This window comes from Variovorax sp. 10N432, from assembly GCF_056394465.1.
Window position 1 is genome coordinate 23511 of sequence record NZ_JBFTHX010000018.1, and the last position, 24194, is coordinate 47704.

The following is a 24194-nucleotide window of genomic DNA, read 5'->3' on the forward strand; positions in this document are numbered from 1 at the left end:
CCCCACGCTGGCTCATCGGCAGAGCGACACAGCCCATGAACACCCATCCCACCGTCCGCGCTGTCACCGAGCGCATTCGTGCGCGAAGCCTGAGCCTGCGCAGTGCCTATCTTCAGGACCTGGCCGAAACCCGCGGCCGCGACCGGGGCTCCGACCGGATGGGCTGCGCCAACGTGGCGCATGCCGTCGCCGGCATCCCGGCCAACGACAAGTTCAGAGTGGTGAGCGAACGCGCACCCAACATCGGCATCGTCACCGCCTACAACGACATGCTTTCGGCCCATGCGCCGTACCAGGGCTACCCCGACATCGTCAAGCACGAGGCCCGCCGGCTCGGCGCCACCGCCCAGGTGGCCGGCGGCGTGCCGGCGATGTGCGATGGCGTGACCCAGGGCACGCCCGGCATGGAGCTGAGCCTGTTCAGCCGCGACGTGATCGCCATGGGCACCGCGGTGGCGCTCACGCACGACATGTTCGATGCGGCCCTGATGCTCGGCGTCTGCGACAAGATCGTGCCGGGCCTGCTGATCGGCGCGCTGCATTTCGGCCATCTGCCGACGGTCTTCGTGCCGGCCGGGCCGATGCCCTCGGGCCTGTCGAACACGGCCAAGTCCAAGGTCCGCGAACAGGCGGCGCAGGGCCTGGTGGGCCGCCAGGGCCTGCTCGACGCCGAGATGCAGGCCTACCACGCGCAGGGCACCTGCACCTTCTACGGCACCGCCAACAGCAACCAGATGCTGCTCGAGGCCATGGGCCTGCATGTGCCGGGTTCGGCCTTCATCCAGCCCGGCGACGCGATGCGCGAGGCGCTCACGCGCGAGGCGGTGCGCACGGTGCTGGGCCGGGCCTCGGACGCGGCCTTCGCGGTGCCGCCGATCGGCGAACTGGTCGACGAGCGCGTGATCGTCAACGCGATGGCGGCGCTGCTGGCCACCGGTGGCTCGACCAATCACCTGATCCACTGGGTGGCGGTGGCGCGTGCCGCCGGCATCCTGATCGACTGGAACGACTTCGCCGAACTGTCGGAGGTGGTGCCGCTGTTGACGCGGGTCTATCCGAACGGCACCGCCGACGTCAACGGCTTCCAGGAGGCGGGCGGCCCGGGCTTCGTCATCGGTGAACTGCTCGATGCCGGCCTGATGCATGCCGACGTGCTCAGCGTGCGCGCCGGCGGCATCCGCGAATTCGCCGGCATCCCGGTGCTGGCCGGCACGCCCTCGGACCAGCGGCCGCTCACCTGGAAGTCGGCCGCGCCGTCGAAGGACGACACCATCGCCCGTCCGGTCTCGGCGCCGTTCAGCGCCACCGGTGGGCTCAAGCTGCTGCAGGGCAACCTGGGGCGCAGCGTGATCAAGATCTCGTCGGTGCCCGGCGACCGCCACGTGATCGAGGCGCCGGCCCGGGTCTTCGACTCGCAAGCCGCGCTGCAGCAGGCCTTCACGGCCGGCGAGCTCGAGCGCGACGTGGTCTGCGTGGTGCGCTGGCAGGGCCCGCAGGCCAATGGCATGCCCGAGCTCCACAAGCTCACGCCGCCGCTGTCGGTGCTGCAGGGCAAGGGCTTCCGGGTGGCACTCGTGACCGACGGCCGCATGAGCGGCGCCTCGGGCAAGGTGCCGGCGGCCATCCACGTCTCGCCCGAGGCCGCGGCCGGAGGCCCGCTGGCCAAGGTGCGCGACGGCGACCTGATCCGGCTCGACGGCGTGGCCGGCACGCTCACCGTGCTGCTGCCCGAGGACGAATGGGCGGCACGAGAAATCTCGAAGATGCCCGACGAAGCACGCGCCGCCAACGGCCGCGGGCTGGGACGCGACCTGTTCGCCGGCATGCGGCGCAATGCATTGACTGCTGAAGAAGGAGCCTGCTCATGGCTGTGAACGACAAGATTTCCGCGCTCGACGTGATGCGCGACGCCCCGGTCATTCCGGTCATCGTGCTGCACGACGTCAAGGACGCGGTGCCGCTGGCGCGGGCGCTGGTGGCCGGCGGCATCCGGATGCTCGAAGTGACCTTGCGCACCCGCGAGGCGCTCGAATGCATCGAGCTCATCTCGAAGGAGGTGCCCGAGGCCGTGGCCGGCGCCGGCACCATCCGCAGCGCCGCCGACGCCCAGGCCTCGGCGCTGGCCGGGGCCCGTTTCGGGGTCAGTCCGGGCTATACGCGGGCGGTCGGCAAGGCCTGCCACGACCTCGGCCTGCCGCTCTTGCCCGGCGTCGCGACCGGCAGCGAGATCATGATGGCCCAGGAAGACGGCCTGACCGAGCTCAAGTTCTTCCCGGCCGTGCAGGCCGGCGGCCTGGCGATGCTGAAGGCTTGGCAAGGCCCCTTCGGCGACGTCAAGTTCTGTCCCACGGGCGGCATTCACGCCGGCAATGCGCACGAGTTCCTCGCGCTCTCCAACGTGGCCTGCGTGGGCGGTTCGTGGATCGTGCCGACCGACGCCATCGCCGCGGGCGACTGGGGCCGCATCGAGTCGCTGGCGCGCGAAGCCTGCCAACTGGCACGTTGAAGGACGGGGCCATGGGGGAGGTCGTGGACGGCAGCGAGCTGAAGGTCATCGCCTTCGATGTCTTCGGCACCGTGGTCGACTGGTATTCCGGCATTGCCGCGGAGGCCGAGCGCCTGCTGCCCGGTGTCGATGGCGGCGCCTTCGCGCTGGCCTGGCGCGCCGGCTACCAGCCGGCGATGAAGGGCGTGATGGAGCGCCTGGCGGCAGGCGAGGGCGGCTTCACCCTGCTCGACGAACTGCACATGGGCATCCTCGGCCAGGTGCTGCAGGACTTCGGCGTGGCCGACCTCGATTCGGACACCAAGCGCGAGCTCAACCGCGCCTGGCACCGGCTGCCGGCCTGGCCCGATGCGGTCGAGGGCCTGGCCCGGCTCAAGCGCAGGTACACGATCTGCACGCTGTCCAACGGCAACATCGGCCTGCTCACCGAGATGGCCAAGCGCGCCGGCCTGCCATGGGACTGCGTGCTGTCGGCCGAGGTGTTCAAGGCCTACAAGCCCGATCCGCGCACCTACCTGGGCGTGGCGGCGGTGTTCGATGTGACGCCGGGGCAGGTGATGCTGGCCGCGGCGCACCACGACGATCTGACCGCGGCGCGCGGCTGCGGACTGCGTACCGGCTACATCGAGCGGCCCCTGGAGTTCGGCCCCGGCCGGCCGAAGGATGTCTCGCCGCAGCCCGACAACACGCTGCATGCGCGGGACATCGGGGCGCTGGCGGATTTGCTGGGCTGCTGATCCGCCGGCCCCCGCCCCCGTCCAGGATCGGACCTTCAGACCTTTCACCCGATGCGCACCATCTCGGTTCACTTCGAAACCGCCTCAGCGCAGGACGCCGAGGACCTTGCCGCGCTCCGCGTCATTGCGATGCGCCCAAGTCTCGAACGGGTAGGCCGCTTCGACCCACAACGTGCGAGAGACCGCTTTCTCGCCAACTTCACGCCGGCGTCCAGCCGTCATCTGGTCGTCGACGGGCATAGAGTCGGATTTGTCGTGGTGCGCCATCAAGGCGACCAACTTCTCCTTGACCACCTCTATGTTCATCCCGCGTATCAGGGCAGGGGAGTCGGGGGCGCCGTGCTTGCAGTCGTACTCGCCGATGCAGATGCACAAGGGATGCCGGTCCGGGTTGGCGCGTTGCGGGCGAGCGAATCGAATCGCTTTTATGTCCGGCACGGTTTTGAGCTGGTTGAAGCGACCGAATGGGACAACTACTACGTTCGGACGCCGGCGGTCGGAGCAGTGAAAGTCGCTACGACAGGCTGACAACCCGCCCGTGGCTCTGACTCAGCACCCGGCACCCGGCGGAGCCGACTGACCGTGTACTCGTCGCGATGATTGTCGATCCAGACACATTTCATCGCGATCCGCACGGCAGATGCACGCCGTCGCTTTTCGATGGATGGCCGCATCCGACGCAGTCGGATCGCAGAATCGTTCAGGTTTACAAGCACGCGCCGTCCCGGTAAAAAGGCCCCGGTCCAGCCCGGAGCCCATCATGATCCTCATCGGACGTCTTGCTGTTGCGTGGACTACGGTGGCGCTGTTTTTCCTGTTCGGAGACGCGTGGCTTGCCGATCTCGCTTCGGGCCTGCGCGCCGCGCTGTTCTTTCTCTGGCTGTTCGTCATCATCCTGTGGTGCGCCTTTGGCGTCGTCGAACAGGCCGACCATCTCGCCGACATGCTCGGCGACCCGCTGGGCTCGCTGGTGCTCACGCTGTCGATCGTGATCATCGAGGTCGTGCTGATCGCCGCGGTGGCGATCGGCAGCGACGCCACGCCGACGCTGGGCCGCGACACGATGTTCGGCGTGCTGATGATCGCGCTGAACGGCGGCGTCGGACTGGCCCTGCTGATGGGCGGGCTGCACCATCGCGAACAGGCCTACAACCTGCAGGGTGCCGTCGCGTATCTCGCGGTGATCATCCCGCTGTCATCGGTGGCGCTCATCCTGCCCAATTTCACGCAAGCGGTTCCGGCCGGCAGCCTGACGGTCATCCAGGCGGCCTTCTTCTCTCTCTTCACGATCCTGCTGTATGCGATTTTCCTGCTGATCCAGACGCGCCGTCACCAGGACTTCTTTGTCGACGCGCAGAGCGGCACGTCCGCCGGGGCCGGCGCAGGCATGCATGCAAGGCGCGGTCCATCCGCTGCCGCGATGGTCCGCCACACGGGTCTGCTGCTTGTCACCTTGCTGCCGATCGTGCTGCTGTCCGGGCGCCTCGCCACGCTGATCGACCACGGCACCGCAGCGCTGGCGGCGCCTTCGGCCCTGGGCGGCGTGCTCATTGCCGTCATCGTCTTCGCGCCGGAGGGAATCAGCGCGCTGGCCGCGGCGCGGGCGAACCAACTGCAGCGCTCGATCAACCTGTGCCTCGGCGCCGCGGCCTCCACCATCGGGCTCACCGTACCGGCGATCCTCATCATCGGCCTCGTGACGGGCAAGACCGTGATCCTGGGCCTGGATCCGACCGGCATGACCTTGCTCGCCCTCACGCTGATCCTGAGCACGCTCACGTTCTCAGGGCCGCGCACGACGGTCCTCGAAGGCGCCGTGCATCTGGTCGTGTTCCTCGTCTACGTGGTCCTGATCTTCAGTCCCTGATGCGGGCATCGGGGCTCGATCAGGCGCGCAGCGGATCGCTCTTGGCGTCTGACGGGCGGCTGTCCGCGGTTGATTCCCTTTGGATCAATTCGATCTTGTAGCCATCCGGATCCGTAACGAACGCGATCACGGTGCTGCCGCCCTTGACCGGCCCGGCCTCTCGCGTGACGTTGCCGCCGGCCGCCTTGATCTTCTCGCAGGCCGCGTAGGCGTCGGGCACGCCGAGCGCGATGTGGCCGTAGGCGGTGCCCATCTCGTAGCTTTCGGTGCCCCAGTTGTAGGTCAGCTCGATCTCGGCCTGGGCCGGGTTGCCTTCGTAGCCGACGAAAGCCAAGCTGTACTTGTATTCGGGGTTCTCGGAGGTGCGCAGCAGCTGCATGCCCAGCACCTGGGTGTAGAAATCGATCGAGCGCTGGAGGTTGCCGACGCGCAGCATGGTGTGGAGGAGTCGCATATCGTGGTCGTCTGGTTGTTGCTGCGACATTGTCGCGCCACTGTCCGCTTCTAGTCTTGCGAGGGGGTGTCCCAGGAACGCAGCCGCCCCTCGTCCATCACGCCGACGCAGTCGGCCATGGCGCGAGCCTCGGCCTCGTTGTGGGTCACCAGCACCGCGGTCTGGCCGGCGGCCTTGAGGATCTCGCGCACCTCGGCGGTCAGCCGTTCGCGGGTGGCGCCGTCGAGGTTCGAGAAAGGCTCGTCGAGCAGCAGCAGCGCCGGCTCGGGCGCCAGCGCACGGGCCAAGGCGATGCGCTGCTGCTGGCCGCCCGAGAGCTGGTGGGGATGGCGCTCGCCGGCATCCGGAAGGCCGACCAGCGCCAGCATCTTCGCGACGCGCCGATGCTGCTCGGCGTGGGGCAGGCGGCGCAGCCCGAAGGCCACGTTGCGCGCCGCGTCCAGGTGCGGAAACAGCGCGTACTCCTGGAACATCATGCCGACCCTGCGCCGCTCGGGCGGCAGGTGGACCTCGGGCGAGGACAAGGTGACGCCGCCCAGCCGGATGCGGCCGGCGCGCACCGGCTCGAAGCCGGCGATCGCACGCAGCACCGTGGACTTGCCGCAGCCCGAAGGGCCGAGCAGGCAGCCGATGTCGCCGGCGTCGAGCGCCAGCGAGAAGTCCTCGACCACCGTGTGCAGCCCGCCTGGGCCTTCGTAGCCGAGGCGCAGCCCCTCGAGGGACAGCGCGGCGCTCATTGGATGACCTCCGTGCTTCGCACTGCGGTGCGAGCCCCCTTCGGAACGGCCGGGCGGGGGCTCATGCGGTGGTCTCCGACAGGCCATGGCGCGCCAGCAGCACCACCGGCAGCAGCCCGGCCACCACGATCGCCAGCGCCGCGATCGCGCCTTCCTCGTAGGTGCCGCGCGCCGCCTCGGCGTAGAGCCGGGTGGCCAGCGTGTCGAAGTTGGCCGGGCGCAGCAGCAGGGTGGCCGGCAGCTCCTTCATCGCGTCGACGAACACCAGCAGCGCGCTGGCGGCGATCGCCGGCCGCAGCAGCGGAAGGTGGACCCGGCGCAAGGTGCCGCCGGTGCTTTCGCCGAGCAGGCGGGCGGCCTGCTCGAGTGCCGGCGGGATGCGCGCGAGACCGGCCTCGATGCCGCCCACCGGCATCGCCAGGAAGCGGATCGCGCAGGCCACCACCAGCACCACGCCAGCGCCCATCAGCGGCAGGCCCGGGTGGCCGATCAGCGTGGCCAGGGCGGCATCGGCGGCCAGCGCCGGGGTCAGCAGGCCGATCGCCAGCACCGTGCCCGGCACCGCATAGCCCAGCGTGGCGGCCCGGCCTTGCCAGCGCGCGCCATCGTGCGTCGAACCTTGGGCCCGGATCGCCCAGGCGACCACCAGTCCGGCAGCCACCGCGACCACTGTGACGCCGGCCGCGACGCCGAGCGTGTTGAGCAGGCTGTCGATCAACGCGCCGGAAATGCCGTTGCCCTGGCGCAGCCGCTTCACGGTCTCCCACACCAGATGGAGCGCCGGCGCCGCGAAGCCGACCAGCACCGGCAGCGCCGCCGCGGCGCTGGCCAGCCAGGCGGCCGTGCCGTGCAGGCGCCGCGGCTGGATGGCGCGCATGCGCTGGGCCGAGCCGAAGCGCTGGCGGCGCCGTCCGTGGCGCTCCAGCAGCACCAGCGCGATCACGACCAGCAGCATCGCCGACGCGATCTGCGCCGCGCCGGCGAGGTCGGAGCGCGTGATCCAGGTGGTGTAGACCGCGACCGTGAGGGTCCGGATGCCGAGGAATTCGGAGGCGCCGATGTCGTTGAGCGTCTCCAGCAGCGCCAGGCTGAGGCCGACGGCCAGCGCCGGCCGGGCCAGCGGCAGCGCGACCCGGAAGAAGGCACCGGCGCGGCTCTCGCCGAGCGAGCGGGCCGCCTCCATCAGGTGGGCCGGCTGGGTCATGAACATGGCGCGAGCGGTCATGTAGACGTAGGGGTAGAGCACGAAGCCGAGCACGAAGATGGCGCCCGGCATCGAACGCAGGTCGGGCAGGCGAAACTGGCGCGGGCTGTCGAAACCCAGCAGCCAGCGCAGCGCGCCCTGCACCGGGCCGAGCGGATGCAGCAGGTCGAGATAGGCGAAGGCCACGATGTAGGTCGGCATCGCGAGCGGCAGCAGCAAGGCCCAGTGCAGCACGCCGCGGCCGGGGAAGTCGCAGGTGCTGACCAGCCAGGCACAGCCGGTGCCGATCACCAGCACCAGCAGGCCGACGCCGGCCAGCAGCACGGCGGTGTCGAGCGCCGCCTGCGGCAGCACGTCGCGCACCAGCCGGGCCCAGTGGCCGAGGCCCGAACCGAAGGCCAGCCACAACAGGCTCAGCACCGGCGCCAGCACGCCGAGCGCGATCGTCATCGAAGCGGTCCGCCAGACCGGGCCGACCGGCCGCAGCCGGGTCACTGGTCGAACGCGACCTTGTCGACCAGCGCGCTGGCCTGCTTTCGGTACTTGGCGATCTCGGCGACCGGCAGCGGGTCGACCTTGAGCTCGCCGATGCTGCTGGCGATGATCGGATCGAGCGCGACGCCCTGGCGGACCGGGAATTCGTGGTTGGCTTCGGCGTAGAGCACCTGTGCCGGCGGCGACACCAGGAACTCGAGCAGCTTGACCGCATTGGCGCGCTGCGGCGCATGCTTCGCGACCGCGGCGCCGCTGATGTTGACGTGGGTGCCGCCGCCCTGGGCGAAGGTGGGCTTGACCACCTTGATCGCATCGCCCCACTTGCGGGCGTCCGAGCCTTCCTTGGCACCCTTGAGCTGACCGACGTAGTAGGAGTTGGCCAGGCCGACGTCGCAGATGCCGCCGAGGATGTCGCGCGCCACGTCGCGGTCGCCGCCGGTGGCCTTGCGTCCCAGGTTGGCCTTGACGCCGCGCAGCCACCGCTCGGCCTTGGCTTCGCCGTCGTGGGCGATCATGGCCGACACCAGCGCCACGTTGTAGGGATGCTGGCCCGAGCGGATGCAGACCTTGCCCTTGTACCTGGGGTTGGCGAGGTCCTCGTAGCGGAAGGCCGTGAGCGGCAGGCTCTTGTCGGCATACAACACGCGGGCCCGCAAAGACAGCGCGAACCACTGGCCGTCGCCGCCGCGCAGGTTCGATGGAATCGCCGTCTGGAGCGCAGCCGATTGCACCGGCTGGGTGACCCCGCCATCGACCAGGTCGACCAGGTTGCCGATGTCGACCGTCATCAGCACGTCGGCCGGCGAGCGCGCGCCTTCGGCCTTGACTCTTTCGAGCAGGCCGTCCTTCACGAAGACGGTGTTGACCTTGATGTCGTTCTGGGCACTGAAGGCCGCCAGCAGCGGCTGCACCAGGCCGGGCTCCCGCGTGGTGTAGAGCGTGACTTCGCCGGCAGCGTGCGCCGGCAGGGCGGCGGCCAGCAGGGTGAGGGCGGTCGCGCCCAGCGCGAGGGTCGCGCGGGCAGGCGCGCGAGGGCGTGCGGTCATGTGGCTTCTCCAGGGGGCAGTGACGAGGGGCACCGGCGGGCGGTGGGTGCGCGCCAATGCGAATAATTATCACTGCCGTCTTTGGGGGTGTTGGGCCGATTCACCCACAATTTCGAAGTGTTCTCCGCGACGCCGGCGCAGGACCCGCCAGGAGCGACCGGTCATTCGGTCCGAGGACCGGCCTTGCGTGCATAGAACGCCGAGACGTCCTCGATTTCCGCGTCCGTCATCGTGCGGGCCACGTTGCGCATCTGCGCCTCGGAATCGTTGCCGCGCTCACCCGAGCGGAATGCCTTGAGCTGCAGCGCGAGATAGCCCTTGGGCATGCCTTCCAGCCACGGGGCGCCGAACTTCTGGTCGATGCCGCCATGGCACGAGACGCAGGGTGCGATATTGCGCAACGGCGCGCCGACCCGCACCAGCGCCGGGAGCTCCTCGTCGTAGGTCGTCGGCGCGGTTCGCGCCTTCGGCAGTTGGGCGTAGTAGGCCGCCAGGTCGGCGATGTCCGCGTCCGACAGGTTCCTGGACAGCGCCACCATGATGGGGCTGCCCCGCTTGCCGCCGCGGTAGTCCATCAGTTGCTTGATGATCACTTCCGGGTATTGGCCGGAGAGGTTCGGCGCATCGGACGTGCTCATGCCCTGGGCGCCATGGCACATCGTGCAGTTGAGCGCCAGCGTGGCGCCGCGTCCGACTGCCTGGCGCGAGCCCTCCTTGCCCATCGATCGATCGAGCACGACATCCGTGGCGGTCGCGGCCTGTCGGGGCGCCGCGCCGAAGGACCAGTCGGCCGGCACCCCGGCCGCCCTGCAGATGCTCGCCCACACCCCCTTGGCGCTGAAGTCGCTGTGCACCGAAGGCAGCAGCACGAAGCCCGCCAGGAAAGCGCCCACGGTCAGGACGATCAGCCACAAGATGCTCTTGCGGAACCAGGGGTTGCGCCAGCCCGTCGTGTCGTGCGCCTTCATCACCGGCTCCCGATCGGTATCACCGGCACATAGGCTTCCTTCAGCGAAGCCAGCTGCACGATGGGGTAGCCGTAGTTGACGATCGTGAGCCCGATCATCATCGCGACCCAGAGGCCGAAGCCGTTCAGCGCGACCGGCGTATGCGCCGACGGATGCGCCGTGCGGCTGAAGGTGAAGGGCGCCACCACCGTGCCTTCCTTCTTGCGGGCAGTGGCGAGCGTATACACCAGCAGGATGCCGGACGCGAGGAGGATGAAGCCGCCGATCGCCGACACGGTCACGGTCCAGGCCTGCGGCTGCAACTCGGGATGCGTGAAGTCGTAGTAGGCCATGCGCCGCGGCATGCCGAGCAGGCCGACCAGGTGCCACGGCATCGACAGGATCATCATCCCGACGAACCACAGCCAGATCTGCCACTTGACGAGCGCGGCCGACAGCGGCGCGCATCCCGTGAGCTGCGGCCACAGCTCGTAGGCGATCATGAAGTACATCAACACGATCGCACCGGCGAAGATCAGGTGGAAGTGCCCCGTCACCCACTGCGTGTTGTGGATGGTCTCGTTGAGCTGGTAGCTCATGTTGATGATGCCGCCCGCGCCGCCGAAGCCGAGCATGATGAAGGAGAACGTCACCGCCAGCATCATCGGGTTGTCCCACGGCAGCGTCCTGAGCCAGCCGAACATTCCCTGGCCGCCGCGCAGCCTGCCGGCGATCTCGACCGACGCCACGATGGTGAACACCGTGAGCAATGTCGGCACCGACACCATCGCCGTCATCACGGCATGCACGAACTTGAAGCCCGCGCCCACCTGCGGGTCCGCGAAGAGGTGATGGATGCCGATCGGCATCGAGAACACGAGGAAGAGCACGAATGCCACGCGCCCCATCGTGTCGCTGTAGAGCCTGCCACCGATGGCGCGCGGCACGATCGTGTAGAACGCGATGTACGAGGGCATCAGCCAGAAGTACACGATGGCATGCAGCGTCCACGAGAAGAAGACGCGCGCGAGCCCGGCGTTGATCGTGTCGGTGAGCCCCAGCGAGGCCGGCAGGATCAGCACCAGCACTTCGATCGCCGCGCCGAGCGAGGTCCAGGCCCACAGGTACGCACCGGCCACGTTGCCGAACATCGCCAGCGGGACGGGCTCGCCGGGGTTCTGCTTCTTCCATGCGCGCAGGTTGATGGCCATGAGCGCGACCCAGATCCACGAACCCACGACCACCAGCACCACGCCCAGGTAGTAGAACGGGCTTGCGAGCATGGGCGGGTAGAAGGTGTAGAGCACCGACGCCTTGCCCGATGCCATCGTCACGGCCGCCACCGCCGTGCCGACCACCACGAGCCAGAAGCCGGCCCACGCCCAGCGCACGCCGATCAGCGGCTTCTTGAGCGCAAGCTCGGAGATGGCATAGCCGAAGCCCATCGCCACCAGCGTGGGCAGGACGTAGGCCATGACCGTTCCGTGCGCGGTGACCGAGCGGTAGTAGTGCTCGGGATTGTTAATCCAGGTCGAAAGCGGGCTGCGGATGTACATCTGCCACGCACCCAGCACCAGCGCGCCCAGAAAGGCGATGAAGGCCACCCAGAAGTGGGCCAGAACGAGCTTTCTAGCGTGCAACACAACTGAGCCTTTCACCCGGCCGGGCCTTGGCCATGAATTCGTCGCGCGGCAGCACCTGCACGCGCCCCCACATCGCCTCGTGGCCCGTGCCGCAGTACTCGTGGCACGGCATCAACTGTTCGCCGGTCCGGCTGAACGACGTCGTGAAGGTCGCCACGAAGCCCGGCACGACCATCGTGTTGGCATTGGTCCGGCCGATGATGAATCCGTGGATGGCGTCCGTCGCCGTTGCGCGAAAGGTCACGGGCGTGTCGGCCGGGACCGCGATGCATTGCGGCTCGAACGAATACTGCTGCGCGATCAGACGCACGACCACCCGGCCGTCCGACTCGATGGCCGTGCCGAGATTGCTCTCGATGAACTCGCCCCGCAGATGCAGCGTCTTCACGTCGATCGTTTCCACGCGCGACGGCGGCATGGAGGCCCAGTGCACGCCGGTGACGACCATCATCAGGATCAGCACCGCGATGATCGCGCCGACGATCCAGGTCCAGCGTCGCTCCGCCGCGACGGCGATCGCTTCGGACTCATGCGAGGGCAGGGTCGCACTCATTGCACCGCACCGCGCGGCAGGTACACCGCGAAATAGAAGATGAAGTAGATCGCCACGACGATGGCCGTCGCGATGCCCGCCACCGCGAACGCGCCCGTGGGCCCTCGGCGCACGATGTCGTCGACGCGGCGGTCTTCTTCTTGTTCGCTGATGCTGGACATGAATGGCTTCCTCACTCGGGCAGCAACTTGCGCAGTTCGCTGATCTGGGATGCGTCGACCGGGGTGCCGCTGTTGTCCCATGCCACGCGGATGTAGGTGACGACGGCGGCCGCTTCTTCATCGTCGAGGATGTGGCTGAATGGCGGCATGCCATGCGGGCGCGGGTTCTTGCGGGTGCCGGGCGCGTAGCCGCCGTTGAGCACCATGCGGATCGAGTTGACCGGCGATGCCATCGTGATGGACTGGTTGCCCGCCAGCGGCGGGAACGACGGTGGATGCCCCTTGCCCTCTTCGCCATGGCACATGGCGCATTGCGTGCTGTAGATCTTGCGCCCCGTTTCCATGACGCTGGGGCTCACGAGCCGGGCCTGGCTGGTCGGCGGCGGCTCGGAGTCGCGCTGGGGCAAGGCCCTGAGGTAGACGGCCATCGCCTTGACGTCCTCGTCGCTGAGGTACTGCAGGCTGTTGTAGACCACCTCCGCCATCGGGCCGTAGGTGGTCCCCCGGTGCGAGACGCCGACTTGCAGCAGGTCGGCGATTTCCTGGATCTCCCAGTTGCCGAGCCCCGCCTCGCGGTTGGAAGTGAGCGATGGGGCGTACCAGTTCTGGTTCGGGATCATGCCGCCTTCGAAGGCCTTCGATTCGCTCGATCCGCCCAGCGCATTGATGGCCGTGTGGCACATCGCGCAGTGGCCGAGCCCCTGGACAAGGTATGCGCCGCGGTTCCATTCGGCGTTCTGCTTCGGGTCGGGGATGAACTCGCCTTCCTTGAAGTAGAGCGTTCGCCACCCGATCAGGAGCTCCCGGTTGTTGAAAGGGAACTTGAGCTCGTGCGGCCGGTTCTGCTGGCGCACTGGCGTGACCGACATCAGGTAGGCGAAGATGGCGTCGCTGTCCGCCCGCGTGACCTTGGTGTAGGAGGCGAACGGCATGGCCGGATACAGCAGCGTGCCGTCCTTGGAAACGCCGGTGTGCATCATCCGGTAGAAGTCATCGGGGGTCCATCGGCCGATCCCGGTCTCGTCGTCCGGCGTGATGTTGGGCACGAAGAGTGCGCCGAAAGGCGTGGGCATCGCGCGGCCGCCCGCGAATGGCTTGCCCGTGGCCTCCGTGTGGCAGGCCACGCAGTCGCCGGCACGCGCGAGGTACTCGCCGCGGTTGATGACCTCGGTGGTCGCATCCTTCGGGGCCGTGCTGGCGCGGCCGGGCTCGGGCAATGCGGAAGGCCGCAACCACCACAAGACGGCGGCGCCCGCCACCGCCAGCACCACGAGCGCGAGGAGGATCTTGAATGCCAGTTTCATGACCGTCACTTCTGGCTGCCGCATGCCAGGGGCATGCGAACGACGTTGGCCGGTTCCGGCGACGGGTCCTTGGGCGCGGCCTGCTGCGACAGAAAGGCCGCGACGGCGTTCATGTCCGCATCGGACAGGCGCGTGGCCACGCGCTTCATGCAGTCGGGTTCGGCCGCGTGGCGCTCGCCGACGCGCCAGCGCGTGAGTTGGGCCACCACATAGGTCGGCCGCAGGCCGACGAGGCCGGGGATGCCCGGTTCCATCCCCGTCAGCGCGACGCCGTGGCAGGCGACGCACGCGGGAATGCCCTTGCCGGCATCTCCGCCCGCCACCAGCGCGCCGCCCCTGCGCATGGTTTCCAGGTCCGCCTTCATCGGGTCCGCCGGCGCGAACGGGGGCCGCTGGCTCGCGAAGTGCTGGGCAATCTCCTTCAGGTAGGCATCCGGCAGATAGGCGACGAGGTAGTTCATCGGCGCGTAGTGCCGCGTGCCGTCGCGAAAGGCCACCAGCTGGTTGTACAGATAGCCCGCGGGCTTGCCGGCAATGCGGGGGAAGTAGCCGTTGCTCGTGCCTTGGCCGCTCTGGCCGTGGCAGGTCACGCAGCCCTGGACGCGGGCCTCCATGGAGTCGACTTCCCGAAACGAAGGAATCGCCTCTGATTGGGCGAGCACGGGGAGGCTGGCGCAGCCCCCTGCGATCGTCGCGCAGGCGCTGATCGTTCGCCAGCGAAGGCATCGGGGCTTCATCGTGGCTTCCTTTCGTATTCCACGGCAGCTCGGGCCGTACCGCTCAACTGGCAGAGACGCGGACTTGGATCGTAGCGATGCCCACCATGCCTTGCAAGAAGATCATTTCGCACCCGGATGCGGGAGCCCGGTCAGCGGTTCGGCATCTCGAACACCAGGCAGGTGGTGGTGGCGTGGGCGTAGAGCGTGCCGTCGGCGCCGATCAGGCGGGCTTCGGCGGTGGCCAGCTGGCGGCCGCAATGCAGCACCTTGCCCTCGGCGCGCACGCGCTGCACCTTGGGCGACAGCGCCTTGACCAGGTTCACGCCGAGTTCGGCGGTGGTGTAGCCGCGGCCGGCCGGCATCATGGTGTGGACCGCGCAGCCCAGCGCCGAGTCGAGCAGGGTGGCGAACCAGCCGCCGTGGATGGTGCCGAGCGGATTCAGGTGCTCGGCCAGCGGCCGGCCCTGGAACACCGCTCGCCCGGGCCCGACCTCGATGATCTGGAACGACAGCGTCTTGGCGATCGCCGCATAGGGGATTTCGGCCCGCAGCATGGCCTCCATCATTTCGAGGCCGGTCTTGCCGGCAAGCTGCTCGGGACGCGCCACGCCGGGGCCAGGCCCGGCGTTCAGGCGTTCCGAAATGGCGTCTTCCTCGGCGATCCAGGCTGCCAGTCGATCGGTGGCTGTCATTCGTGTTTCCTCGTCAAAGTTGCATATGCAATGATTGTAGCTACAATGATCGACATGAATGCCATCGTCAAGCCCCAGGGCTGCACCAATTTCCGGCTCAGGCACCTGGCGCGCCAGGTCTCGCGCCACTACGACGCCGAGGTCGCCCACAGCGGCCTCAAGACTTCGCAGTACTCGCTGCTGTCGCACGTGATGCACCTCGGGCCGATCCGCCCGGGCGAGCTCGCGAAGGCGATGGGCGTCGACGCCTCGACGCTGACGCGCAACCTCAAGCCGATGGTGGCGGCCGGCTGGCTCACGCAGGGCGAGGGGTCCGATGCGCGCAGCCGCCTGGTCGAGGTCACCGAGGCCGGCCGCGTCAAGCGCGCCGAGGCGCAGCGCCACTGGCGCACCGCGCAGGAAAAGCTCAACGCGCTGCTCGGCATCGACCGGGTGCTGGCGCTGCATGCCCTGGTCGACGAAAGCATCGCGTTGCTGAGCGGCCTGGACGAAACGACCGAGGGAGAGCGCGATGAATGACAAGACCACCGTGGGCCCGGCGCCCGTCGCCCGCTACGCCGTCTGGCTGGTGCTGCTGGCCGCGGCCGGCACTTTTGCCCTGACCATGGGGGTGCGCCAGACGATGGGGCTCTTCCTGTCGTCGCTGAACACCGCCACCGGCCTGGGCATCGGCAGCATCAGCCTCGCCTTCGCCTTCGGCCAGCTCTGGTGGGGCCTGACGCAGCCATTCGCGGGCGCGGTGGCCGACCGCATCGGCACCGGCCGCGTGATCTTCATCGGCGTGCTGCTGGTGGCGCTGGGCACCTTCCTCACGCCGCTGATGACCACCACCGGCGGCCTGATCTTCGCGATCGGCGTGCTGGCCGCGGGCGGCGCGGGCATGGCCGGCCCCTCGGTGCTGATGGCCGCGACCACGCGGCTGGTGCCGGCCCACAAGCGCGGCCTGGCCACCGGTGTGGTGAACGCGGGCGGCTCCTTCGGCCAGTTCGCGATGGCGCCGATCGCGATCGGCCTGATGGCGACCGTCGGCTGGGCCAGCGCGATGCAGTGGCTGGCGATCCTGATCCTGCTGGCGCTGCCGGCGGTGTGGGTGCTGAAGGGCAACTCGAAGCAGCTGGCGGCGCAGTCGGCCGCCGCCAGCGGCACCAGGCCGTTGACCGCGCGCCAGGCCATCGGGCAGGCGCTGGCGACACCGAGCTACCGCTACCTGAGCCTGGGCTTCCTGGTCTGCGGCTTCCACGTCGCCTTCCTGGCCACCCACCTGCCCGGCGTGGTCGCGGCCTGCGGCCTGCCGCCCGAGATCGGCGGCTGGGCGCTCGGCATGATCGGCCTGTTCAACATCGTCGGCAGCCTGGCGATGGGCTGGGCGGTCGGCCGTTGGCGCATGAAGTCGCTGCTGGCACTGCTCTATGCGGTCCGCGGCCTGGCGGTGCTGGCGTTCCTGCTGGCGCCCAAGACGCCCGCCGTGATGCTGGTCTTCGCGGCCGTGATGGGCATCACCTTCCTGTCGACCGTGCCGCCCACTGCCGGCCTGGTCGCCAAGATGTTCGGCCCGGCCAACATGGCGATGCTGTTTGGCATCGTGATGCTGGCGCACCAGGTCGGCGGTTTCCTCGGCGCCTTCCTCGGCGGCTATGTGTTCCAGGCCACCGGCAGCTACGACATCGTGTGGTACATCGACATCGCGCTGGCGGCCGGCGCGGCGCTGGTCAACCTGCCGATCCGCGAGGCGCGGCCGGTGCTGGTGGCGAAGACGGCGGCGGTATGACGGCGCTCGACCCCCGCACCCGGCGCCTGCTCGAAGCGCCGATCGTGCCAACGCTGCTGCGGCTGGCCGCGCCCAACGTGGTGGTGATGGTCGCGCAGGCCTCGGTCGGGCTGATCGAGACTTTCTTCGTCGGCAAGCTCGGCACCGATGCGCTGGCCGGCATGGCGCTGGTGTTCCCGATCGTGATGCTGATGCAGATGACCTCGGCCGGCGCGATGGGCGGCGGCATCGCCTCGTCGATCGCGCGCGCACTCGGCGCCCGGCGGCGCGACGATGCCGATGCGCTGGTGCTGCATGCGATCGCGATCGCGGTCGGCTTCGGCGTGCTGTTCATGGCCGCGATGCTGCTCGGCGGCCGCTGGCTGTTCACGCTGATGGGCGGCGACGGCGCCTCGCTCGAGGCGGCCCTGGTCTATTCCCACGTGGCGTTCTCGGGCGCGGTGCTGGTGTGGCTGTTCAACTCGCTGGCGGCGGTGGTGCGCGGCACCGGCAACATGGCGGTGCCGGCCAACGTGACGGTGGTCGGCGTCGTGCTGCTCATTCCGCTGTCGCCGCTGCTGATCTTCGGCTGGGGCCCGGTCCCCGGTCTGGGCATCGCCGGCGGGGCGGTGGCGCTGCTGCTTTACTACCTGGGCGGTACGCTGGCGCTGTGGGCCTACCTGCGCTCCGGGCGCAGCCTGCTGCGGCCTTCATGGGCCGGCATGCGCTTCCGCTGGCCGCTGTTTCGCGACATCCTGCGCATCGGACTGGTCGCCGCCGTGTCGACCGTGGCGACCAACCTGTCGATCGGCATCGCGACCGCGCTGACCGGCCATTTCGGACCCGGCGCGATCGCCGGCTACGGCACGGCCTCGCGGCTCGAGTACCTGCTGGTGCCGCTGGTGTTCGGCCTCGGCGCGCCGCTGGTCGCGATGGTCGGCACCTGCATCGGCGCCGGCCAGCGCGAGCGCGCCTTGCGCGCCACCTGGGCCGGCGCGGCCATCGCCTTCGTGCTCTCCGGCGCCATCGGCCTCGCGGCGGCCCTGTTCCCGCGCCCCTGGCTGCTGCTGTTCGGACACGACCCGGCGATGCTCGAGGCCGGCGCCCAGTACCTGCGCGCGGTCGGTCCGTTCTATGGCTTCTTCGGCGTCGGGCTGGTGCTGTACTTCGCGTCGCAAGGGGCGGGGCGCCTGCTGTGGCCGGTGATCGGCAACCTGGCGCGGCTGCTGGTGGCCGGCCTCGGTGGCTGGCTCGCGCTGCGCTGGGGCGGCGACCTGCTGCATGTCTTCGCGGTCCAGGGCGCTGCGCTGGTGGTCTATGGCGTCGTCATCGCCTCGGCCATCGCCGGCGGCGCATGGTTCGGCCGCGTGGGGTGGCCGCGCACCACGGCGGGGCTGCTGCGCCGCATCCAGCCTTCCTCTTCCTGATTCCCCAAGCCGGATTCTCCGAAAGGGCGGGTTGATCCGGGAGCGTCGCCGGGCCGCGGCTATCATCGGCGTCCCTCGCAGGGATGCCGCAGCGATCCGGCGTGTCTGAACCGGTTGGTTTCTTCACGCATGTTTTCCGCGGGGACCCGGCTGCGAGGATCTCTCCGGGAATTGCATGTTTCGTTCGCTCACAGCCTTCATCAGGAACTGGCGCGCAGCGCGCAGTGCCGGCCATCAGCTCGACGTGCTGCTGGCCATGGCCGATGCAGGCGCGTCGTACACCGAGCGCAGCGAGTGGCTGATCGAACTCGTCCACTGGATCCGCCGGGCCGGGAAGCTGCAGGCCGAAAGCAGCGACGACAGGACATCGGGCGGCGCGCGCCACTTCGCCGAACACACGCGGGTGCGCCATGTGCTGAACGTGCTCGACCGCAATCCGGCATGGAAAGCGAACGTCGCCGGCATCCTGCGCGCGATGCTGCGCGAGAGCGATGGCATCTCGCTGCTGTGCGATGCCGGCATGCCGGTGCATTCGGGCTTCGTCGGCGCGCTGGTCGAGCGTGTGCAGTCGCTGATGATTCCGCCGACGCCGAACCGCCGCGAGCTGAGCGCGCTGTTCACGCTGATGTTCAGCGCCAGCCACGATGCCGAGTGGATCGATGCGCTGCCCATCGATCTGCTCGACCGCATCCGCGCGCTGTTCCGGCACGAGGAGGCCGACGATGCGCGGCGCACCGGTGCGTTCTCGCTCGATTTCCTGGCCGCGCTGCACAACCTCACCTGCCAGATCAGCTCGACCGGCATGTCGCAACTGGTCCGCAGCCGGCTCGGCGATGCGGATGCGCGGGTGGCCACCGAGTCGCAGCCGTTCTACCGGCTCACGCGCGCCATGCTCGCGGTCGAGGCGGCGCACCGGGCGGTGGAGGAGGGCGCGGAGCCGGCGCAGCTCCTGCGCGAGGTCAACTACCTGCGGCTGGTGCTCGACCAGTGCCATGCCGCGATCGATGACGTGTTCAGGAACCTCTACCGCAATGGCGTCAGCGTCGACATCGTGTTCCAGATGGAGCGCATGCGGATGCGCATCGCGCGCACGGAACACCTCCTGGATGCGTGGCTGGCTTCGGACGACATGCGATCCGTCTCGCGCCTCACGGCCGAACTGGTCAAGGCCAACCAGGAAAGCCGAAGTGTTTCGCATCTTCTGAGCAGCAACATTTCGCTGCTCACGCGAAAAGTCGTCGAGTACAACGCCGACACCGGCGAGCACTACATCGCCCGCGACCGCCAGGAGTACCTGACGATGCTGCGGATGGCCGCGGGCGGCGGGCTGGTGACAGTGGCGACCGTGTGCGTCAAGTTCGCGATCACCGGAGCGTACCTGCCCTCGATGCTCGAAGGGCTGCTGGCCGGCATCAACTATGCGGCGAGCTTCCTGCTCATCCACTTCCTGCACTTTTCCCTCGCGACCAAGCAGCCGGCGATGACCGCGCCGACCCTCGCGCGGGAAGTCGACGGCGCCTCGACGCCGGAGGGGCTGGACGGATTCATGTCCTCCGTCTTCGCACTGATTCGCACGCAGGCGGCCGCGGTGCTTGGCAACGTGCTGATGGTCTTTCCGGCGTGCCTGGGCCTGCAGCTCCTGTTTCAGGCGCTGTTCGGCACCGGCATCATTTCGCCGGTGAAGGCGCAGTCGACGCTGGAATCGTTCTCGCTGCTCGGGCCGACGCCGTTCTACGCCGCGCTCACGGGCGTGCTGCTGTGGTCATCCAGCCTGCTGGCCGGCTGGGTCGACAACTGGTTCGTGCTGCACCGCGTCGGCGATGCGCTGGAATACAACCGCCGGCTCCGGCTGACGCTCGGCGCGACGGGCGCGGCGAAGCTGGCTGCGTTCTGGCGTTCGAACATCGCGGGCGTGGCCGGCAACATCTCGCTGGGCCTGATGCTGGGGCTGGTGCCCGCGATTCTTTCCGGCTTCGCGTTCAGCTTCGACGTGCGCCACGTGACCTTGAGCACGGGTTCGGTCGGCGTGGCGGTCGGCGTGCTCGGCTGGGACGTCCTGCGGTCCGGCGCCTTCTGGTGGGCGCTCGCGGGCGTGGGCAGCATGGCGATCCTCAATGTGGCGGTGAGCTTCGCGCTCGCCTTCCACATGGCCCTGCGCTCGCGCGACCTGCGCTTTGCGCAGCTGAAATCCATCTACAGGAGCGTGGTGCTGCGCATGCTCAGCCGGCCGTTGGATCTCTTCTGGCCCCGGTCGCGGGCGCGCGCGTGATCGCCGGTCAGGCGCGCTGCGTGCGGTTGAACGCGGCAACGAAGCGCAGTGCGTCCTCGTGCACCCCGGCGGCACTCTTGCCCGGCTTGTAGAGCGCCGAACCGATGCCGAAGCCGGCCGATCCTGCGGCACGCCAGGCGTCCATGTTGTCGGGCGTGATGCCGCCGACCGGCATCAGCGGCGTGTCCTTGGGCAGCACCGCGAGCAGGGCCTTGACCACTGCCGGCGAAGCCAGCTCGGCCGGGAACAGCTTGAGCCCGGTGGCGCCCGCGGCCAGGGCGCCGAAAGCCTCGGTCGGCGTCATCACGCCGGGCAGGCTCACCAGGCCCAGGCGCACGGCCTCGGCGATCACCTCGGCGTTGAAGTTCGGCGCCACGATCAGTTCGCCGCCCGCACCCTGCACCGCCCGCACCTGCTGCGGGTCGAGCACCGTGCCGGCGCCGACCAGCGCCTGCGGGAAGCGCTGGCGCAGCAGGGCGATGCTCTCGAGCGGCTGCGGCGAATTGAGCGGCACCTCGAGCAGGCGGAATCCGGCGTCGATGATGGCGTCGCCCACCGCGGGCGCTTCGGCCGGCGTGAGCCCGCGCAGGATCGCCACCAGCGGCAGTGCCTGCATGGCGGCGGAGAATTTGGCGAGCGGAATGGTCATGTCTTTCGGTGGCTGGTGGAGTGAAGGGCGTGCAAGCCGGCCCAGGTGGCCTCGGCGCCGAGCGTGCGGGCCTGGGTGCCCGAGGCCTGCAGCGCCAGCTGGTAGCGCTGCGTGAGTGCGGGGCTGCCGATCAGCACCACGTCGACCGCGGCATGGACCGACTGGGTGCGCAGTTCTTCGCCGATCAGGATGCCCGACAGGTAGCTGGCGAGTTCGCGCGTCGGCATGCGGTCGAACAGCGCCAGGGTGCGCGCGCCGAAGGCGTTGTGCAGCAGCCCCTGGCCGTTGTCGGACTGCGTCACGCCTTGCAGGAAGGCGGCTTCGTCGAGCGGCGCCGAGGTGTCGAGCGTGCGCGCCAGGATCGAATGCTGGCTCAGCAGCGCATAGAGCTCGCCGGTCATGAAGGTGCGAAAGCCCGTCACCATGCCGTTCTTGACGCGGGCCCACTTGTTGTGCGTGCCGGGCAGCACGAACAGGCCGTCGCGCAGCCCGGTCAGCGCCATGGCGCCGAAGATCTGGACCTCCTCGCCGCGCATCACGTCGGGCACGCCGTCATGGCTGTCGTTGAGACCCGGCACGATCGAGATCCGCCCGGGCTCGATCTCGAGCACCTTGGCGCGCACCTCGGACAGGCCGGCGGGGCAGGGGCAGTAGGGGGCCTCGACCCAGCCCTGCTTGCTGCCGGCCATGCCGGAGATCAGGCAGCGGGTGCCCAGCGGGCGCATCCAGTCGCCGAACAGGGTCTCGAAGACCTCGGTGAAGCCGCCGGGCTTGACGCTCAGGATGCCGCGCGGATGGCTTTGCTCCTCGCGCACGCTGCCGTCGGAGTCGAGCAGCGCGCCGCGCAGCGAACTGGTGCCCCAGTCGACCGCCACCAGGTGATGGGAAGACATCGGCGCGGTCTCCGTCTCAGCCGCGCGGCTTGTAGGCCGTGACGTCGATCTCGACCTTGGCGTCGATCATCAGCCGCGCCTCGACGGTCGAGCGCGCGGGCCGGTGCTCGCCCAGGCATTCCATGTAGACGCGGTTGAAGCTGCCGAAGTCGCGCGCGTCGTCGAGCCAGACGCTGACCTTGGCAATGTCGGCCAGGGTGCAGTCGGCCAGCGCCAGGGCCTGCTCGATGCGCTTGAAGACCTGGCGCGTCTGCACCTCGATGCCGCCGACGACGACCTGGCCCTGGTCGTCGGTGGGCACCTGGCCCGAGACGAAGACGAAGTCGCCGGCGCGGGTGGCGGGCGACAGCGGACGGGCCTGGCGATCGGAGGCGATCGGCGACTGGCCGAGCATTTCAACTTTGGACATAGCGGTTAGATGTGTAATGAAATTACAGAAAAGTTAAGGGTAAACCCCCGTTTGACGCGCAATTCGCAGAGAAATACGATCGCCGATGTAATGTTATTACTCACGGAGCCGCGATGCAATCTTCCGCCAACACTGTAGCCACATCTGGTTTTCTCCGGTTGAAGCCAACGCGTGGATCGCCATGGCGTCCGCTCGCGGGGGCGTTCGCCGCCTGCGTCGCGCTCGGCCTGTGGGCCGGTGCGGCCCAGGCCGAACTGCCCAAGGGCGGGGCCGCCAATCTCGCCATGGTCGGCGAGCCGCAGGGCCTGGACCCGATGGTCAGCACCGCCGACTTGGTCGGCACGATCATGCAGCACGTCTACGAGCCGCTCTACACCTTCGACGCCAACTGGAACGTGGCGCCGATGCTGGCCGAAGGCATGCCGGTGGTCTCGAAGGACGGCCTCAGCTACAGCTTCACGATCCGCAAGGGCGTCAAGCTGCACAACGGGCGCGACCTCAACGCCGACGACGTGGTGGCCTCGCTGCAGCGCTGGATGGAACTCTCGCCGCGCGGCAAGTCGGTCGCCAAGGAAGTCGAGTCGCTGAGCGCCAAGGGCCCGCTCGGCGTCGAGCTGAAGCTCAAGAACCCGTATGCGCCGCTGCTGGCCCAGCTCGCGCTGCCGAGCGGCATGGCGGCCATCATGGCCAAGGAGAGCATCGCGCCGCAGCTCAAGGACTTCATCGGCACCGGCCCGTACAAGTTCAAGGAGCGCCGGCCCGACCAGTTCACGGTGCTGACACGCTTCGACGGCTACAGCGCGCGCAAGGAAGCACCGAGCGGCTATGCCGGGCGCCGCGAAGCCGTGCTCGACGAACTGCGCTTCGTGCCGGTGCCGAATGCCAACACCCGCGTCGAAGGCTCGCTGTCGGGCCAGTTCCAGTACGCCGACCTGCTGCCGGTCGAGGCCATCGGCCGGATCGAGAAGGGCGCGCCGGCGGTGGTGCCGATCGTCACGAAGAACTTCGGCTTCCCCTACATCGTGTTCAACACCAAGGAGGGCGTGCTGACCTCGCAGCCGCTGCGACGCGCCGTGCAGACCGCGGTCGGGCAGGGCGAGCTGATGGCGGCCGGCTTCGGGGACAACCGCTTCTTCGTGGTCGAGCCGAACTTCTTCCCGAAGGGCACGCCGTACTACGCGGCGACCGGCAGCAACGTCTACAACACGCGCAATCCGCAGGCCGCCAAGGAGGCCGCGGCCAAGGCCGGCTACAACGGCCAGCCGATCCGCATCATGGCCAGCCGGCAGTACGAGTTCCACTACAACATGGCGCTGGTGATGTCCGAGCAGCTCAAGAAGGCCGGCTTCAAGACCGACCTGCAGGTGGTCGACTGGGCGACCCTGGTGCAGCGGCGCAACGACCCGAAGCTGTGGGACGTCTACTTCACCCATTCGGGCCTGTTCCCGGAACCGATGCTGTCGCCGCCGCAGCTCGGCGACGACGCGCCGGGCTGGTGGGATTCGGCGGCGAAGAAGTCCAGCCTCAAGGCCTTCAACCAGGAGACCGACAGTGCCAAGCGCGGCGCCTTGTGGGGCACGGTGCAGCAGACGGTGTATGACGAAGTGCCATTCATCGAGGTCGGCAAGTTCAACGGACTGTCGGCGCGCTCGGCCAAGCTCGAGGGCTACACGCCCGCCATCTGGCCGTTCTTCTGGAACACCGGCCTCGCCAAGTAGGCCGGAACGGAACGCCC

The 24194-nt window shown here is 68.8% G+C and carries 24 protein-coding genes; 10 read left to right on the forward strand and 14 right to left on the reverse strand.

Annotated features, from left to right (window positions below):
- The first annotated feature begins 35 nt into the window (after positions 1 to 35).
- The 5 genes from edd to AC1DF3_RS20820 all read left to right on the forward strand — a co-directional run bounded on the left by edd (position 36) and on the right by AC1DF3_RS20820 (position 5110).
- On the forward strand, positions 36 to 1874 hold the full coding sequence (edd, locus tag AC1DF3_RS20800) for a phosphogluconate dehydratase (protein WP_478140735.1): 1839 nt from the start codon (positions 36 to 38) through the stop codon (positions 1872 to 1874).
- On the forward strand, positions 1865 to 2506 hold the full coding sequence (gene eda / locus AC1DF3_RS20805) for a bifunctional 4-hydroxy-2-oxoglutarate aldolase/2-dehydro-3-deoxy-phosphogluconate aldolase (protein WP_286522979.1): 642 nt from the start codon (positions 1865 to 1867) through the stop codon (positions 2504 to 2506). Before edd ends, eda begins: the two co-directional genes overlap by 10 nt.
- A gap of 11 nt (positions 2507 to 2517) precedes the next feature.
- A complete protein-coding gene (locus AC1DF3_RS20810) occupies positions 2518 to 3243 on the forward strand; it encodes a haloacid dehalogenase type II (protein ID WP_478140736.1) in 726 nt (241 codons plus the stop codon).
- 60 nt (positions 3244 to 3303) lie between these two features.
- Positions 3304 to 3771 carry a GNAT family N-acetyltransferase gene (locus AC1DF3_RS20815; protein ID WP_478140788.1) on the forward strand — a complete coding sequence of 156 codons (468 nt, stop codon included), beginning with the start codon at positions 3304 to 3306 and terminating at the stop codon, positions 3769 to 3771.
- 136 nt (positions 3772 to 3907) lie between these two features.
- Positions 3908 to 5110: a calcium:cation antiporter gene (locus AC1DF3_RS20820; RefSeq protein WP_478140738.1), complete on the forward strand. Its 1203-nt coding sequence runs from the start codon at positions 3908 to 3910 to the stop codon at positions 5108 to 5110.
- Positions 5111 to 5129: 19 nt separating this feature from the next.
- Here the strand turns inward: AC1DF3_RS20820 and gloA are convergent, their stop codons facing one another.
- The 11 genes from gloA to AC1DF3_RS20875 all read right to left on the reverse strand — a co-directional run bounded on the left by gloA (position 5130) and on the right by AC1DF3_RS20875 (position 15065).
- Positions 5130 to 5564, reverse strand: a complete 435-nt coding sequence (gloA, locus tag AC1DF3_RS20825; protein ID WP_286372713.1) for a lactoylglutathione lyase — start codon at positions 5562 to 5564, stop codon at positions 5130 to 5132.
- A 50-nt stretch (positions 5565 to 5614) separates the two neighbouring features.
- Positions 5615 to 6301: an ABC transporter ATP-binding protein gene (locus AC1DF3_RS20830; protein ID WP_478140739.1), complete on the reverse strand. Its 687-nt coding sequence runs from the start codon at positions 6299 to 6301 to the stop codon at positions 5615 to 5617.
- A gap of 61 nt (positions 6302 to 6362) precedes the next feature.
- Positions 6363 to 7955, reverse strand: a complete 1593-nt coding sequence (locus AC1DF3_RS20835; protein WP_478140740.1) for an ABC transporter permease — start codon at positions 7953 to 7955, stop codon at positions 6363 to 6365.
- Between the two features lie 41 nt (positions 7956 to 7996).
- Positions 7997 to 9046, reverse strand: a complete 1050-nt coding sequence (locus AC1DF3_RS20840; protein ID WP_478140741.1) for an extracellular solute-binding protein — start codon at positions 9044 to 9046, stop codon at positions 7997 to 7999.
- A gap of 161 nt (positions 9047 to 9207) precedes the next feature.
- A complete protein-coding gene (locus AC1DF3_RS20845) occupies positions 9208 to 10014 on the reverse strand; it encodes a c-type cytochrome (RefSeq protein ID WP_286536493.1) in 807 nt (268 codons plus the stop codon).
- Positions 10014 to 11636, reverse strand: coding sequence for a cbb3-type cytochrome c oxidase subunit I (locus AC1DF3_RS20850; protein ID WP_286536494.1), 1623 nt, complete (start codon positions 11634 to 11636; stop codon positions 10014 to 10016). Before AC1DF3_RS20850 ends, AC1DF3_RS20845 begins: the two co-directional genes overlap by 1 nt.
- Positions 11623 to 12189 carry a cupredoxin domain-containing protein gene (locus AC1DF3_RS20855; RefSeq protein ID WP_286536496.1) on the reverse strand — a complete coding sequence of 189 codons (567 nt, stop codon included), beginning with the start codon at positions 12187 to 12189 and terminating at the stop codon, positions 11623 to 11625. The genes AC1DF3_RS20850 and AC1DF3_RS20855 overlap by 14 nt, the downstream gene beginning before the upstream one ends.
- Positions 12186 to 12350 carry a hypothetical protein gene (locus tag AC1DF3_RS20860; protein ID WP_286536497.1) on the reverse strand — a complete coding sequence of 55 codons (165 nt, stop codon included), beginning with the start codon at positions 12348 to 12350 and terminating at the stop codon, positions 12186 to 12188. Before AC1DF3_RS20860 ends, AC1DF3_RS20855 begins: the two co-directional genes overlap by 4 nt.
- A gap of 11 nt (positions 12351 to 12361) precedes the next feature.
- Positions 12362 to 13654, reverse strand: a complete 1293-nt coding sequence (locus AC1DF3_RS20865) for a c-type cytochrome (protein WP_478140742.1) — start codon at positions 13652 to 13654, stop codon at positions 12362 to 12364.
- 5 nt (positions 13655 to 13659) lie between these two features.
- Entirely contained in the window at positions 13660 to 14391 is a 732-nt protein-coding gene (locus AC1DF3_RS20870) for a c-type cytochrome (RefSeq protein ID WP_478140743.1), read from the reverse strand.
- A gap of 131 nt (positions 14392 to 14522) precedes the next feature.
- The gene (locus tag AC1DF3_RS20875) at positions 14523 to 15065 is read right to left on the reverse strand and encodes a PaaI family thioesterase (protein WP_286536501.1); all 543 of its coding nucleotides are present in this window, start codon (positions 15063 to 15065) and stop codon (positions 14523 to 14525) included.
- 54 nt (positions 15066 to 15119) lie between these two features.
- Here AC1DF3_RS20875 and AC1DF3_RS20880 point away from each other — a divergent pair, with 54 nt between their 5' ends.
- From AC1DF3_RS20880 to AC1DF3_RS20895, 4 genes are all read left to right on the forward strand, one after another.
- Complete coding sequence (locus AC1DF3_RS20880) at positions 15120 to 15584, forward strand: MarR family winged helix-turn-helix transcriptional regulator (protein ID WP_286536502.1); 465 nt, start codon at positions 15120 to 15122, stop codon at positions 15582 to 15584.
- Positions 15577 to 16833, forward strand: a complete 1257-nt coding sequence (locus tag AC1DF3_RS20885) for an MFS transporter (RefSeq protein ID WP_478140744.1) — start codon at positions 15577 to 15579, stop codon at positions 16831 to 16833. The genes AC1DF3_RS20880 and AC1DF3_RS20885 overlap by 8 nt, the downstream gene beginning before the upstream one ends.
- Entirely contained in the window at positions 16830 to 18239 is a 1410-nt protein-coding gene (locus tag AC1DF3_RS20890) for an MATE family efflux transporter (RefSeq protein ID WP_478140745.1), read from the forward strand. Before AC1DF3_RS20885 ends, AC1DF3_RS20890 begins: the two co-directional genes overlap by 4 nt.
- Positions 18240 to 18414: 175 nt before the next feature.
- Entirely contained in the window at positions 18415 to 20508 is a 2094-nt protein-coding gene (locus AC1DF3_RS20895) for a site-specific recombinase (RefSeq protein ID WP_478140746.1), read from the forward strand.
- Positions 20509 to 20515: 7 nt separating this feature from the next.
- Here the strand turns inward: AC1DF3_RS20895 and AC1DF3_RS20900 are convergent, their stop codons facing one another.
- From AC1DF3_RS20900 to AC1DF3_RS20910, 3 genes are read right to left on the reverse strand one after another with little or no spacing between them, the layout of a single operon-like run.
- Positions 20516 to 21157 carry a 2-dehydro-3-deoxy-6-phosphogalactonate aldolase gene (locus tag AC1DF3_RS20900; protein WP_478140747.1) on the reverse strand — a complete coding sequence of 214 codons (642 nt, stop codon included), beginning with the start codon at positions 21155 to 21157 and terminating at the stop codon, positions 20516 to 20518.
- The gene (locus AC1DF3_RS20905) at positions 21154 to 22050 is read right to left on the reverse strand and encodes a 2-dehydro-3-deoxygalactonokinase (RefSeq protein ID WP_478140748.1); all 897 of its coding nucleotides are present in this window, start codon (positions 22048 to 22050) and stop codon (positions 21154 to 21156) included. The genes AC1DF3_RS20900 and AC1DF3_RS20905 overlap by 4 nt, the downstream gene beginning before the upstream one ends.
- 16 nt (positions 22051 to 22066) lie before the next feature.
- Positions 22067 to 22459 carry a RidA family protein gene (locus AC1DF3_RS20910; protein ID WP_286536510.1) on the reverse strand — a complete coding sequence of 131 codons (393 nt, stop codon included), beginning with the start codon at positions 22457 to 22459 and terminating at the stop codon, positions 22067 to 22069.
- Between the two features lie 227 nt (positions 22460 to 22686).
- Between AC1DF3_RS20910 and AC1DF3_RS20915 the strand changes: the two genes are divergently transcribed.
- Entirely contained in the window at positions 22687 to 24177 is a 1491-nt protein-coding gene (locus AC1DF3_RS20915; RefSeq protein WP_478140789.1) for an ABC transporter substrate-binding protein, read from the forward strand.
- Positions 24178 to 24194: the final 17 nt, after the last annotated feature.

What these genes read in the sequence shown, in the direction of transcription:
- edd (WP_478140735.1), top strand. Translation starts at nt 36, where the DNA reads ATGAACACCCATCCCACCGTCCGCGCTGTCACCGAGCGCATTCGTGCG.
- eda (WP_286522979.1), top strand. Translation starts at nt 1,865, where the DNA reads ATGGCTGTGAACGACAAGATTTCCGCGCTCGACGTGATGCGCGACGCC.
- AC1DF3_RS20810 (WP_478140736.1), top strand. Translation starts at nt 2,518, where the DNA reads ATGGGGGAGGTCGTGGACGGCAGCGAGCTGAAGGTCATCGCCTTCGAT.
- AC1DF3_RS20820 (WP_478140738.1), top strand. Translation starts at nt 3,908, where the DNA reads ATGGCCGCATCCGACGCAGTCGGATCGCAGAATCGTTCAGGTTTACAA.
- gloA (WP_286372713.1), bottom strand. Translation starts at nt 5,564, where the DNA reads ATGCGACTCCTCCACACCATGCTGCGCGTCGGCAACCTCCAGCGCTCG.
- AC1DF3_RS20830 (WP_478140739.1), bottom strand. Translation starts at nt 6,301, where the DNA reads ATGAGCGCCGCGCTGTCCCTCGAGGGGCTGCGCCTCGGCTACGAAGGC.
- AC1DF3_RS20835 (WP_478140740.1), bottom strand. Translation starts at nt 7,955, where the DNA reads ATGACGATCGCGCTCGGCGTGCTGGCGCCGGTGCTGAGCCTGTTGTGG.
- AC1DF3_RS20840 (WP_478140741.1), bottom strand. Translation starts at nt 9,046, where the DNA reads ATGACCGCACGCCCTCGCGCGCCTGCCCGCGCGACCCTCGCGCTGGGC.
- AC1DF3_RS20845 (WP_286536493.1), bottom strand. Translation starts at nt 10,014, where the DNA reads ATGAAGGCGCACGACACGACGGGCTGGCGCAACCCCTGGTTCCGCAAG.
- AC1DF3_RS20855 (WP_286536496.1), bottom strand. Translation starts at nt 12,189, where the DNA reads ATGAGTGCGACCCTGCCCTCGCATGAGTCCGAAGCGATCGCCGTCGCG.
- AC1DF3_RS20860 (WP_286536497.1), bottom strand. Translation starts at nt 12,350, where the DNA reads ATGTCCAGCATCAGCGAACAAGAAGAAGACCGCCGCGTCGACGACATC.
- AC1DF3_RS20865 (WP_478140742.1), bottom strand. Translation starts at nt 13,654, where the DNA reads ATGAAACTGGCATTCAAGATCCTCCTCGCGCTCGTGGTGCTGGCGGTG.
- AC1DF3_RS20870 (WP_478140743.1), bottom strand. Translation starts at nt 14,391, where the DNA reads ATGAAGCCCCGATGCCTTCGCTGGCGAACGATCAGCGCCTGCGCGACG.
- AC1DF3_RS20875 (WP_286536501.1), bottom strand. Translation starts at nt 15,065, where the DNA reads ATGACAGCCACCGATCGACTGGCAGCCTGGATCGCCGAGGAAGACGCC.
- AC1DF3_RS20880 (WP_286536502.1), top strand. Translation starts at nt 15,120, where the DNA reads ATGAATGCCATCGTCAAGCCCCAGGGCTGCACCAATTTCCGGCTCAGG.
- AC1DF3_RS20885 (WP_478140744.1), top strand. Translation starts at nt 15,577, where the DNA reads ATGAATGACAAGACCACCGTGGGCCCGGCGCCCGTCGCCCGCTACGCC.
- AC1DF3_RS20890 (WP_478140745.1), top strand. Translation starts at nt 16,830, where the DNA reads ATGACGGCGCTCGACCCCCGCACCCGGCGCCTGCTCGAAGCGCCGATC.
- AC1DF3_RS20895 (WP_478140746.1), top strand. Translation starts at nt 18,415, where the DNA reads ATGTTTCGTTCGCTCACAGCCTTCATCAGGAACTGGCGCGCAGCGCGC.
- AC1DF3_RS20900 (WP_478140747.1), bottom strand. Translation starts at nt 21,157, where the DNA reads ATGACCATTCCGCTCGCCAAATTCTCCGCCGCCATGCAGGCACTGCCG.
- AC1DF3_RS20905 (WP_478140748.1), bottom strand. Translation starts at nt 22,050, where the DNA reads ATGTCTTCCCATCACCTGGTGGCGGTCGACTGGGGCACCAGTTCGCTG.
- AC1DF3_RS20910 (WP_286536510.1), bottom strand. Translation starts at nt 22,459, where the DNA reads ATGTCCAAAGTTGAAATGCTCGGCCAGTCGCCGATCGCCTCCGATCGC.